This is a genomic window from Marininema mesophilum (assembly GCF_900106775.1).
In the GTDB taxonomy this organism is placed as follows: Bacteria; Bacillota; Bacilli; order Thermoactinomycetales; family DSM-45169; genus Marininema; species Marininema mesophilum.
In genome coordinates, this window is the sequence record NZ_FNNQ01000009.1 from 123,188 (window position 1) to 135,103 (window position 11,916).

Genomic DNA, 11,916 nt, shown 5'->3' on the forward strand with positions numbered 1-11,916 from the left:
TGTCTCGACGGTTAACGGAGATCTTCTTTTTAATCTCCATCGTTACTAACTTTCACTTGTACCGAATTTTTTATGTACAATCCAACCATAGCTAGGTGAGATTGATGACTAGACGCACGTGGAAACTAGAAAGTAAGATGGTCGCTTGGACAAGTTTGTTAATTTTTATGGTTGTCCTTATGATTGGTACCTATGTTTATTCCATACTAGTAACTACCATCGAAAATCAAGTTGGGAAGCGAGCACTTTCGGTTGCGCAGGTTGTTGCCGAAATGCCTGAAATAAAGGAAGCGTTTTCTCAAAAACAGCCTTGGCGCATTATTCAACCCATTGCTGAAAAAATCCGCAAACAAACAGGAGCCAAATATATTGTCGTCGGAAATCGGCAGGGGGTTCGTTATTCTCATCCTCTAGCAGAACGAATTGGTAAGAAAATGGTGGGTGGCGATAATAGTCCTGCATTGCAAGGAAAATCCTACATTTCCAAGGCGACTGGCAGCTTAGGACCCGCATTACGGGGAAAAGTTCCCATCAAAAATCAACAAGGCCATATCATTGGTATCGTTTCAGTCGGTTTTCTTTCCCATGATATCGATGAGATTATTCTAGATAACCTAGCGGATATTTTGATGATTCTGTTGATCATTTTTCTTCTAGGTACATTATGCGCTTTCTTCATAGCCAAATATATTAAACAACTGATATTTGGCTTGGAGCCAAATGAGATATCTGCACTTTTTCGTGAGCGTAATGCGGTATTAGAGTCGGTACGCGAAGGGATTATTTCCATTAACCCAATAGGAAAAATCACGATGATCAATCAGGTAGCCATGGATATATTGGAGATCCCACCCCATCAATCCGTACTCGGGGAATCGATTCAATCCATCCTGCCCAACACGCGGATGTTACATGTGTTAGCCAAAAAAGGAGAACCCGAATTAGATCGTGAAATGCGAATCCACGATAAGGAAATCATTGTAAATCGACTTCCTATCATCGATCAAAATCGTATACTTGGAGTGGTATCCAGTTTTCGCTTAAAGTCTGAATTAGACCAACTCAATTTACAGCTCTCACAAGTCAAACAATACGTAGAGGCGTTGCGAGCACAAACCCATGAATATAAAAATACTTTGTATACAATCTCTGGCTTGATACAATTAGAGTCCTATCAGGAAGCACTTCATCTGATTCATGAAGAAAGTACAAGCCACCAAGACCATATCGGTTGGGTCATGGATCATTTTGCTGACCCTTGGTTGGGAGCGATTTTGATCGGTTTTTATAATCGAGCTCGAGAATTAAAAGTCAATTTAGTAATTGATAAAAAAAGTAGGTTATCTCATCTACCCAGTTCGCTTCCTTCTTCTTCTTTGGTGACCATTTTAGGGAACTTAATCACAAATGCACTTGAAGCTGTGCAAAATCAAATAACCCCGAAACCGCAAGTAAACTTATCGATTTTCGAAGAAACCGATCAATTAACGTTTATTGTTGCTGACAATGGCAAAGGAATTCCCAATGACGACATCAAACGGATTTATCATTCTGGTTTTACGACAAAACAAACGGATCCACATACAACTCGGGGGTATGGGCTAAGTAACGTTTTACAATTGGTCCAGGAACAACAAGGCTCCATCAACGTCGACAAAAGCTCTTTAAGCGGAGCGTGCTTCACCGTAACTCTTCCGATTTCTGAGGAGGTAAGCAGATGATTGAAGTGCTCATTATAGAAGATGATCCACGTGTTGCTGAAATAAACCGTCGGTTCTTACAAAAAACAGCCGGTTACCAACTCATTGGTATAGCCAAGAATAAACAAGAAGGACTTGAATGGTTGAAGGTAATGCAACCGCAGCTTGTTCTGTTAGATATCTATCTACCCGATGGCAAAGGACTGGATTTGATTTGGGAGATTCGAAAACAGGCAAATGATACAGATATTATTATTATTTCAGCTGCTGATCAGATGGATATCGTGCAGGAAGCCCTACGAGGGGGGGTATTTGATTATCTAGTCAAGCCTGTGATGTTTGAAAGATTCGCCAGTAGCTTGGAAAACTATATTCAACATCGAAAGGTTTTTTCAAAAGCAAAAAAAGTGGATCAAAACCAACTAGATAGCCTCTTATTTACTCAAGCAGCTCCACTTGATCCACTACATCAACTCCCGAAAGGCATTGATCGTGTCACCTTAGACAAGGTAATCGAAAGTATGAGATCCAATCAATCTCAAGGATTAACAGCAGAGTATGTCGGGGGACAATTAGGAATGAGCCGCTCTACTGCACGTCGTTATCTCGAATATTTGGTTTCGATTCAGCTGATACGTACCGATCAAAGTTATGGTTCCATCGGCCGTCCAGAACGTAAATATCTCTGGGTTTCTTCATGAACAAAAAGCACAAAATGAACAATATCCTTGTTAAGTAAATCAATGCACAAAAGCTATCCTCCCGCTAAAAAGCATACTATGATAAAGAGAGTCATGAGGCGGCTTTTTATGTAAGCGCTATCAATCATAGGGAGGATCGGATATGAAGAAATTCATTTTCTCTATTATCGTTGGATTATTCGCTATATCGGCGGTTGCTTGTGCCAAGCCTAACTTTGGCAACGAGTCTGGAAATTACCCGCAAAGAACGATATCTTTCGTAGCCCCTTCGGGCGCTGGAGGTGGTTGGGACCAAACTGCCCGCTCGATTACTAAAGTTTTGCAGACAAGTAAGTTAGTCAAGCAACCCATGATGGTAGAAAACAAACCCGGTGGTGGGGGCGCTGTCTTCATGGCCGAATATGCAACACAATTTACAAAGGATAATTATAAATTACTTCTCAATTCACCACCTATTATCATTAACCATTTGAAAAAAGAGGGCAATAGCCCCTATGGGTACCAAGATACAACACCACTCGCTCAATTAACCAAAGATTATGGTGTCTATGTGGTCAAAGCAGATTCTCCCATCAAAGATTTGCCTAGTATGATAAAAGAACTAAAGAAAAATCCAAAAAAATATTCATTTGCCGGAGGTTCTGCTCCTGGATCCATGGATCATCTCGTTTCGATTTTACCTGCCTATCTCTCTGGTATTAAGCCTAAAGACATTAAATATATCTCCTATGATGGTGGCGGAGAAGCCATGACCGCCCTATTAGGAAACAACGCCGATGTCATCGCTACCGATGCCTCCTCAGTGAGCGAATATGTGAAATCAAACAAAGTACGTGTACTAGGGGTGACGGCCCCGAAACGCTTAGATGGTGCCTTGAAAAACGTTCCGACTCTGAAAGAACTAGGGATGAAAAAGGGAGAATTTAATATATGGCGTGGTATCTTTGGTCCAAAAGAAATGGAGCCCTCTGCAAAAAAATATTGGCAAACTAAATTGAAAACTTTATCTAAGAATCCTCAATGGAAAAAAGAGCTGAAAGCCAAAGGGTGGGAAAGTGACTATAAAGATGCCGATGAATTTTCTGCTTATCTAAAAGAGCAATCCAAACAAGTTAAAACGTTGCTAAAAGCAGTAGGAATGAATAAATAATATACCCCGTTCAGAGAAATCCCCGTTCACCTTCATCATGTGATACGGGGGTTTGCTGATTCTGGCGTTGATACAGCGTGACGATTCCGACTATCCCCTCTCAACTTTCGAGTATCTTAGGCTTTGTGCTATAATCCGAGGGGAGTATAAATATTGAACGTAACCAATCATCTGTGCACGGAAAGGGTGTTACTCATGGAACAAATGGATGCGAATCAGATTATCGAGTTCATCCAAAAAAGCGAAAAGAAAACCCCAGTAAAGGTCCACATCAAAGGGGATCTCTCTGGTATTGATTTCGGGAGTGAAATTCAGTCCTTTATCACAGGGAATGTAGGCGTGCTCTTTGGCGATTGGAAAGATATCCAGGTGTTGCTGGATACCCATAAGAAGAAAATCGAAGATCTTGTCGTCGAAAATGATCGGCGCAACTCGGCGATCCCTCTTCTCGATATGAAAAACATTTCTGCACGCATTGAGCCAGGTGCCATCATTCGGGACCAAGTAGAAATCGGCAAAAATGCGATTATCATGATGGGTGCTTCCATTAACATCGGTGCCGCCATCGGCGATGGTACCATGATCGATATGAATGTAGTAGTGGGCGGCCGCGGAACCATCGGTAAAAATTGTCACATCGGTGCAGGCTCGGTCATCGCTGGTGTGGTCGAACCTCCTTCAGCCAAACCCGTTGTCATCGAAGATGATGTCGTTATCGGTGCTAATGCGGTTATTCTTGAAGGGGTTACCGTTCATAAAGGAGCTGTCGTTGCTGCTGGGGCTGTGGTTGTGGATGATGTGCCTTCCAACAGCGTGGTAGCAGGTACACCTGCGAAGGTGATCAAAAAGATCGATGAGAAAACCCGCTCCAAAACCGAGATCAAGCAAGAATTGCGCCAACTATAAACCCGAAAATCAAAGATAGAACGCTAAGGAACGGGCCGTAAATGCGGCCCTTCTTTTTCAATTACCGTTTACCATTTCTTCCCCGAGGGAGGACTCATTATGAACGACTGGTCATCTCTTGATGATACTTACATCTTACCTACCTATAGCCGTCTCCCTATCGCCATCGCAGAGGCGAAGGGAAATACCTTAATCGATACCAAGGGAAAATCCTATCTCGATCTTTTTACGGGCCTAGCCGTTAATATTTTGGGTCATTCTCATCCTACTGTACTAAAAGCTCTTCATGAGCAAGCTGATCGGTATCTCCATATCTCAAACAAATTCTTAAACACACCCGCGATTTCATTAGCAAAGCGCCTTGTGGAGAACAGTATCCCTGGAAAAATATTTTTCACCAACTCGGGGGCTGAAGCTTCAGAAACGATGGTAAAACTGATCCATAAGTGGTCACAGGATGATGGCAAAGGACGAAGCGGCTTTATCGTAATGAAACGAAGTTTTCATGGACGCACACTAGGCGCCGTCCGCCTGACTCGTCAAGCCAATGTATATCAAGACTTTCCGCAACCAGACATTCCTGTATATGAAGTCGATCCAGAGGATATAGATGGATTGCGTCGCTTATGTGAGCAAGAACGACCGGCCGCCATCCTCGCTGAGCCCATTCTCGGAGCAGGTGGTGTACAACCTGTACCCTTGGATACCCTTCGTGAAATGGAACAGCTCTGTCGCACCCATGGAATGCTTCTCTGTATGGACGAGATTCAGACGGGAATTGGACGTACAGGGACACTGTTTGCTTATCAGCATGCAGGGATAGAGCCTGATCTCATTTTGTTTGCGAAGGGTGTCGGTGGGGGACTCCCTCTTGGTGGAGTAATTGCTGGACATCAACTCGTTGAGATGTTCCAGCCTGGGGATCATGGCACAACCTTTGCTCCCTCCCCACTCTCCGCGGCTCTTGGCAACGCAGTGCTTGATGTATTATTGGAAGATGGCGGCTTGGAAATGGGCCGACACCATGCAGAACACTTGTGGGATCGACTGCGTGAACTACAGGAAAAATACCCGCATATCATCTCATCTTTAAGTGGACGAGGGATGATGCTTGGGATTCGCACCAACCTTTCTCCCCAAGCCACCGCCCAACTCCAGCAAACTTTGCTCGCTAGGGGCTTTCTTGTGGATATCGCACAACAAACGGTAATTCGCCTTCTTCCCCCACTTACTCTCACAGTAGAAGAATCAGATCAATTTACTCAACAACTGGATACCCTGTTCGCCCAGATGCCTGTTAAGTAAATCTTCACCAGCGCGATAAAAACTCACGTAATTACAAGTCACGGATACAGCACATTTTCAGCCTTCTGTATCACGACGATGAAATCCCATTGCTTTCGATGAGGAGGATCTCCCATGAGCGTAGGTGATCTACACCCTATGATCAAAGTAAGACGGGACCTACATCAGATCCCTGAACTGGGTTTCGCCGAATGGAAAACCCAGCGCTATATCCTAGACTACGTCTCTAGTCTACCCCAGGATCATCTGGAAGTAGCTATCTGGCATACGGGGGTATTGGTTCGTGTACGAGGAACAGAAGGGGCACGCACTCTCGGTTGGCGTGCAGATATGGATGGACTTCCTCTTACTGAGGAAACCTCTTATGAATTTCAATCCCTTCATCCCGATCAGATGCACGCTTGTGGTCACGATATGCATATGGCTATCGGATTGGGTATCCTCACCCACTTTGCGACTCAACCAGTGAAAGATCATCTTCTTTTTATCTTTCAACCAGCAGAAGAAGGCCCTGGTGGCGCTCAGCCGATGCTTGCCAGCGAGGAATTTAAGAAGTGGAAACCGGACCAACTCTTTGGCCTTCATATTGGCCCTGAGTACCCAGTCGGAACCATCGCTACTCGGCCAGGGATACTATTTGCCAATACTTCCGAGCTCTTTATCGATCTCGTTGGCACAGCAGGACATGCCTCACTTCCCCACCAAGCCAACGACATGGTAATCACTGCCTCTCAACTGGCTATGCAACTCCAGACGATCATCTCGCGCAACATCGATCCCCTGAACCCAGCCATCCTAACACTCGGTAAGGTAACCATCGGCACAAAACAAAACATCATCCCAGGTATGGCACGCCTAGAGGGGACGATCCGCACACTCTCTATTGAAGTGATGGAACAGATCAAAGAACGCATTCTCGCTCTCGTTCATGGCATTGAAGTCGGCTTTCAGTGCAAGGCGACCATCGATTGGGGAGCTGGCTACTGTCAGGTATACAACCACGAATCTCTTACCCGTTCCTTCATGGAATGGGCTGATGCCAAAGAAGGTATCCAAGTCATCGAATGCCGAGAAGCCATGGCTGGAGAAGACTTTGGCTATTTCCTCCAAGAGATCCCCGGTTTCATGTTCTGGCTTGGGGTCGATACCTCTTATGGCCTGCACCATCCGCAATTGGAGCCAAATGAAGAAGCGATCCCTTTGGCGATTCAGTTAATTACTCAGTATTTTACTGATTACTAACAAGCAAAGCGTAAACGATATTGATGCCAGTAAAGTGCAGTTATTTGAATTAACGGATCCTGTTTTTGCATCGCTATTTGCTTTCATTTTCCTTAGTGAATGGATCAAGGGGACTGTTGGCTTATCTTGTTAGCAATCTACATTTCAGAGTACAAATCTAAAAGCGAAGATAGCCAGCAAATCTTAGCTCCACTAAGGAAAATTTGAATTTTTTTGAGAAAAAGTTTTTTTCGACCTTTTTTTACTTTTTATATCCTGCACAAAAAACCACCTGATAAAACAGGTGGTTTTTAATTGCATATTCCCGCCATATGTTGCTACATTCTTTATTCTCTCCGCCCGATTTTTAGGCTAACACTCAGTCAGTAGCCATCATTGATGGGAAAACTAGCTAACAGAGAGGGAGGTTGAAGATTCAGAAACCTGGACATTTCTCTTTCTTCTGTCACTGTTTCTCAACCATTCGTTCTCTTACAATGAAGCTATACAACAACTAAGGAGTGATTGTTCATGCAAAAATTACGCCGTGTTCTACCCTTTGCAGTTGCCTTTGCGCTCGTTGTCACTGTCTCTACCTCAGCAGCCTTTGCAAGTGATGGCAATGATGCTACTAAAGCAGACAAAAGTCTCCCTACTAAACACGCTGTTAAAGCACCAAGCAACAGTACCCCTGCTAAACCCATTAGCAAAAAAGCTGTAGCCATTGCTAAAGATAAAAATGGCAATGTAACCATTAAAAAAAGTGATAAAAACCCCACAGGAACCACTCTTAAACCTGCTAAACCTGCTAAACCTGCTAAACCTGCTAAACCTGCTAAACCTACTATACCTACTAAACCTGCTAAACCCGCTAAACCCGGTAGCAAAAAAGCTGTAGCCATTACTAAAGATAAAAATGGCAATGCAGTCATTAAAAAAAGTGATAAAAACCCCACAGGAACCACTCTTAAACCTGTCAGCAAATGAACCGTTGCCAAGAAATAAATTCATGGTAACGAGTTAGTAGCATCATCCACTCAGGCTGTCGAGAAAACTCGACAGCCTGTTTTTTAATCCTTTCCATTTTTTCTTCTGCGGCATGGCAAGACGAGCTCGAGAGCTGGGAGTTAAGCCGAACTCCACCGCAAGCGACTTCATTTGCTCGTGGAGCTGCTTCTTTTTGGTGAGGAGGGGGTGGGGAACTCGATTGGTTTCAGCCGAGTTGTTCGTATACTCCACCATAGCCAAGGGAGTGGTCGAATGTGATCCGTGCCTGGAGACAGCGCTTCTTCTGCTTCCTGACGAATGGATCTCCTTTTTAGTGAGGCGAGATCCATTCCCTTCAACAATATGGAGCCCGATAGGCTTGGCTTTTCTCCCCATGCTGCTCATCACCTCCTATAGCTATCTAGATAAGTACAAGAAAAAGTCGGGGCAGTGTAAATCCCCGACTAGGCTCGTTTTTTTGGCTAACTCCCCTATTCTTCTTCAAAAGGGAACACCGTAACGGTAAAGGTACCCGTAGCTGAATTGCCATTGGAGTCGATAGCGATACAGGTAACCAGGGTCGACCCGATGGGAAAGAAGGATCCGGAGGCAGGATTGCAGAAAGTGGTGATCGTCCCAGGGCAATTATCCGTCACCGTAGGGTCTGGATAGGTAACTATCGTGCCAATGGCGTTGTTGGCTTCAACGTCGATATCTCTCAACCCCGAGATGACAGGCGGTTCGGTGTCATTGACGGTAACGGTAAAGGTACAAGCTTCGATATTGGCGGAATCCACATTGCTGGTTGCGGTACTCGTGACTAAGGTGGGCGTTCCAACAGGGACTGTCGCTGGGTCACTTACTGTGGAGACGTTGGAACATTGTGGCGTAGGGAAGGGCACGGTGGCCCCGCAGGTTCCTGGATTATTTTCGAGGGTAAGGTCCGTGCAGGTAAGTGGAGTGACACAGCTGTCCAATAATACAGATACCGTATTATCGCCGGAATCAGTAGTCGCCAAATCCGGGGTCCCATCACCATTAAAATCAGCGCTAGTAATACCTACTGGTCCAGATCCTACAGCAAAGGTAGTTTGAGGAGCAAAGCCTCCTAATCCATCGCGCAAAGGTAGTTTGGGGGGCAAAGGTCCCATCACCATTGCCTAATAAAACAGATACCGTATTATCGATCAAATTAGTAACTGCCAAATCAGGGGTCCCATCACCATTAAAGTCAGCGTTAGTAATTCCTTGCGGAACACTTCCCACAGCAAAGGTAGTTTGATTAGAAAAGGCTGGGCAAACCATTTTTCTTACCTCCTACTCCTGTTTTTTGTGATTCTTACAGATTGATGCCGACTGAAAGCCCACTTCTTAGGGTGGGATGAAAGTCGGCGTTGCTCTGCATCCCCTGCTTTTTTGGGGCGCTAAGAGCAACACGTTTTGATATAGTGAACGCATGAGCGGTGCTCATCCCGCTGGTAGCGGGTTTCGTTCCCACGTACGTCATGGGTGGGGTTCTAGTAGCGAACCAACCTCTCCTACTAGGTAAAACCATGAGAGTGAGAGCTGGGTCTAACTAACGTACTGGTAACAGGTACGCCGCCCATGCGGGTACATTTCTAACTGCATGGGACGGGGTGATGGCACACCCCTGAACTTGGGAGTTGCATGAAGCAGAAATGAATTGAGTGCGCTAACTACCCGAGAATCCCATCGGCGCCCGAAGGAAGTGCCCTTGGGGTGCTTCAACCGTGGGAGTGTCAATTATTAAATCTCTATCAGATTTGGGACAGAGGATACAAAGAAAAATTTCGGTAATTTTATGAAACCTTCGGGGTACCATTCAGCCGATGCCTATTTTATGCCAACGCGTTCAAAATGTGAGCCACCTACAGGTTGTTTCAACTCCCCTCATAAACCCCAGACAAATGGAAGTAGTATTTTTTGGAAGAAAAGGGGTGCAACTATACAAATGAGATCCTTAGAAAAAAGACCCATTTGGATGCATGTGGTCACTCGGATCTTCTGTAAAGGTAGAGAAAGCGCCGCTTCCGTTTTCGTAAAAGTATTGTCACCCCCCTCTACGAAATAAAACGAATTTTATGAGCAGAAGATTGCCCACCGGTCTATGGGCCGTCTCCCTTAGAGATTCGATCCCCCCTCCCCCTTGACCAAGCTCATCCCCATCGTCCGTCCTCAGTTGCTGTTTTCCTATCGTGGCAAAGTTTGCAGAGGGGACCCTAACGATTAACAAAACGTTGGTTTACCCACTTAATTCCGAGCCTTATATTTCGACCCCTAAATCAAAAAAAAGCCGCCGTGCCATCAAAATTGATGGAACGACGGTTAAAATGTTGAAAGAACATAAAATCAATCGTAATGAAGTACTACTTCAATACACAAATTACCTGAAAATAACGCCCTAGACCTTTATGAAAAATACACCCACAATTCCACCACCTAATTTTTATGTGGGTGAATTGTGGGTGTTTTATATCTTAACAAACCAAGAACCTAGAAATGTTCGGTTTATCCAATACTACCTTCCATTTCAAACTTGATCAAACGGTTCATCTCGACTGCATATTCCATCGGGAGCTCCTTCGTAAATGGCTCGATGAAGCCCATGACGATCATCTGGGTTGCTTCTTCCTCTGTTAAGCCACGGCTCATCAGATAGAAGAGTTGTTCCTCAGATACCTTGGATACCGTTGCTTCGTGCTCGAGCACGATATCGTCGGTTTTGATCTCGTTATAAGGAATCGTGTCCGAAGTGGACTGATCATCCAGGATCAAGGTATCACACTCGATCTTCGCTTTGGAACCTGTAGCTTTCTTACCAAAGCTTTGCAGACCGCGATAGGTTACCTTACCGCCTTGCTTGGAGATCGATTTGGAGACGATGGTGGAGGTACAGTTTGGTGCAAGTGCCGTCACTTTAGCACCCGCATCCTGATGCTGTCCCTTCCCTGCTACTGCAATGGAGAGAACGTCTGCTTTAGCGCCTTCTCCTTTCATGATGACAGCAGGGTATTTCATCGTCAGCTTCGAACCGATGTTTCCATCCACCCACTCCATGTGTGCACCCTTCTCAGCAACCGCACGCTTGGTTACCAAGTTATATACGTTAGGAGCCCAGTTTTGGATCGTGGTGTAACGGCAACGAGCATGATCCTTCACGATAATTTCTACTACCGCACTGTGAAGAGAGTTGGTGCTATAGATCGGTGCGGTACATCCTTCTACATAGTGTACGAAGGACTCTTCATCTGCGATGATCAGCGTCCGCTCAAATTGTCCCATGTTCTCAGAGTTGATGCGGAAGTATGCTTGCAGTGGCACTTCACACTTGACACCCTTAGGGATGTAGATGAAGCTTCCGCCACTCCATACTGCACTGTTGAGAGCTGCGAATTTATTGTCCGTAGGTGGCACCACGGTACCAAAGTACTCTTTTACCAACTCCGGATACTCCTTCACAGCGGTATCCGTATCACAGAAGATCACACCGAGGTCTTCCAGTTCCTTCTGCATGTTGTGGTAAACCACTTCCGACTCATACTGAGCGGACACACCAGCAAGGAATTTTTGTTCTGCTTCGGGAATCCCTAGCTTTTCAAAGGTTTGTTTAATCTCATCAGGAACTTCATCCCAACTACGCCCTTGACGCTCCGAAGGTTTCACATAATAAGTGATATCATCGAAGTTTAGCTCATCCAGTTTACCAGGCAGAATCGAGAACCATTTTGAGTTCTCACTGCTTGGCATCGGCATTTTATAAAATTGCTCAAGGGATTTTAGACGAAAGTCCAGCATCCACTGAGGTTCTTCCTTCATACGAGAAATCTCTTCCACGATTTGACGTGTCAGTCCCCGTTTGGAACGGTAGACAGAGACGTCTTTATCATGGAAACCATATTGATAATCCGACATTTCGGGCATCTGT

General features: G+C 45.0%; 10 protein-coding genes and 2 pseudogenes. 7 read left to right on the top strand and 5 right to left on the bottom strand.

What is annotated here, in order from left to right; all coding sequences use genetic code 11:
- Window positions 1–104 precede the first annotated feature (104 nt).
- The 7 genes from BLV90_RS10100 (at window position 105) to BLV90_RS16265 (ending at window position 7,970) form a co-directional block, all read left to right on the top strand.
- Window positions 105–1,721, top strand: coding sequence for an ATP-binding protein (locus BLV90_RS10100; protein ID WP_091740180.1), 1,617 nt, complete (start codon window positions 105–107; stop codon window positions 1,719–1,721).
- Entirely contained in the window at window positions 1,718–2,401 is a 684-nt protein-coding gene (locus BLV90_RS10105) for a response regulator (RefSeq protein WP_091740183.1), read from the top strand. Before BLV90_RS10100 ends, BLV90_RS10105 begins: the two co-directional genes overlap by 4 nt.
- A 142-nt stretch (window positions 2,402–2,543) precedes the next feature.
- On the top strand, window positions 2,544–3,551 hold the full coding sequence (locus BLV90_RS10110) for a tripartite tricarboxylate transporter substrate binding protein (RefSeq protein WP_091740187.1): 1,008 nt from the start codon (window positions 2,544–2,546) through the stop codon (window positions 3,549–3,551).
- A 195-nt stretch (window positions 3,552–3,746) separates the two neighbouring features.
- Window positions 3,747–4,457 (top strand): 2,3,4,5-tetrahydropyridine-2,6-dicarboxylate N-acetyltransferase, encoded by a 711-nt coding sequence (gene dapD, locus BLV90_RS10115; RefSeq protein ID WP_091740190.1) that lies wholly within the window; start codon window positions 3,747–3,749, stop codon window positions 4,455–4,457.
- Between the two features lie 99 nt (window positions 4,458–4,556).
- Window positions 4,557–5,762 carry an aspartate aminotransferase family protein gene (locus BLV90_RS10120; RefSeq protein ID WP_091740193.1) on the top strand — a complete coding sequence of 402 codons (1,206 nt, stop codon included), beginning with the start codon at window positions 4,557–4,559 and terminating at the stop codon, window positions 5,760–5,762.
- A 114-nt stretch (window positions 5,763–5,876) separates the two neighbouring features.
- Window positions 5,877–7,004, top strand: a complete 1,128-nt coding sequence (locus tag BLV90_RS10125; protein WP_091740196.1) for an N-acetyldiaminopimelate deacetylase — start codon at window positions 5,877–5,879, stop codon at window positions 7,002–7,004.
- A gap of 510 nt (window positions 7,005–7,514) precedes the next feature.
- Window positions 7,515–7,970, top strand: a complete 456-nt coding sequence (locus BLV90_RS16265) for a hypothetical protein (protein ID WP_091740199.1) — start codon at window positions 7,515–7,517, stop codon at window positions 7,968–7,970.
- A 42-nt stretch (window positions 7,971–8,012) separates the two neighbouring features.
- Here BLV90_RS16265 and BLV90_RS16855 read toward each other — a convergent pair.
- The 5 genes and pseudogenes from BLV90_RS16855 to sufB form a co-directional block, all read right to left on the bottom strand.
- Window positions 8,013–8,227: pseudogene (locus BLV90_RS16855) on the bottom strand (P27 family phage terminase small subunit); the annotation flags it as partial.
- Window positions 8,228–8,262: 35 nt separating this feature from the next.
- Window positions 8,263–8,375: pseudogene (locus tag BLV90_RS16860) on the bottom strand (phage terminase small subunit P27 family); the annotation flags it as partial.
- Between the two features lie 86 nt (window positions 8,376–8,461).
- Complete coding sequence (locus BLV90_RS10140; protein ID WP_177167999.1) at window positions 8,462–9,112, bottom strand: HYR domain-containing protein; 651 nt, start codon at window positions 9,110–9,112, stop codon at window positions 8,462–8,464.
- Window positions 9,021–9,275: an FG-GAP repeat domain-containing protein gene (locus BLV90_RS16865; RefSeq protein ID WP_091740205.1), complete on the bottom strand. Its 255-nt coding sequence runs from the start codon at window positions 9,273–9,275 to the stop codon at window positions 9,021–9,023. Before BLV90_RS16865 ends, BLV90_RS10140 begins: the two co-directional genes overlap by 92 nt.
- A 1,224-nt stretch (window positions 9,276–10,499) precedes the next feature.
- Window positions 10,500–11,912, bottom strand: a complete 1,413-nt coding sequence (sufB, locus tag BLV90_RS10155; protein WP_425433881.1) for a Fe-S cluster assembly protein SufB — start codon at window positions 11,910–11,912, stop codon at window positions 10,500–10,502.
- Window positions 11,913–11,916 lie beyond the last annotated feature (4 nt).

Bases quoted from the DNA above. Each gene is read 5' to 3' on its own strand.
- BLV90_RS10100 (WP_091740180.1), top strand. From the start codon at position 105: ATGACTAGACGCACGTGGAAACTAGAAAGTAAGATGGTCGCTTGGACA.
- BLV90_RS10105 (WP_091740183.1), top strand. From the start codon at position 1,718: ATGATTGAAGTGCTCATTATAGAAGATGATCCACGTGTTGCTGAAATA.
- BLV90_RS10110 (WP_091740187.1), top strand. From the start codon at position 2,544: ATGAAGAAATTCATTTTCTCTATTATCGTTGGATTATTCGCTATATCG.
- dapD (WP_091740190.1), top strand. From the start codon at position 3,747: ATGGAACAAATGGATGCGAATCAGATTATCGAGTTCATCCAAAAAAGC.
- BLV90_RS10120 (WP_091740193.1), top strand. From the start codon at position 4,557: ATGAACGACTGGTCATCTCTTGATGATACTTACATCTTACCTACCTAT.
- BLV90_RS10125 (WP_091740196.1), top strand. From the start codon at position 5,877: ATGAGCGTAGGTGATCTACACCCTATGATCAAAGTAAGACGGGACCTA.
- BLV90_RS16265 (WP_091740199.1), top strand. From the start codon at position 7,515: ATGCAAAAATTACGCCGTGTTCTACCCTTTGCAGTTGCCTTTGCGCTC.
- BLV90_RS16865 (WP_091740205.1), bottom strand. From the start codon at position 9,275: ATGGTTTGCCCAGCCTTTTCTAATCAAACTACCTTTGCTGTGGGAAGT.
- sufB (WP_425433881.1), bottom strand. From the start codon at position 11,912: ATGCCCGAAATGTCGGATTATCAATATGGTTTCCATGATAAAGACGTC.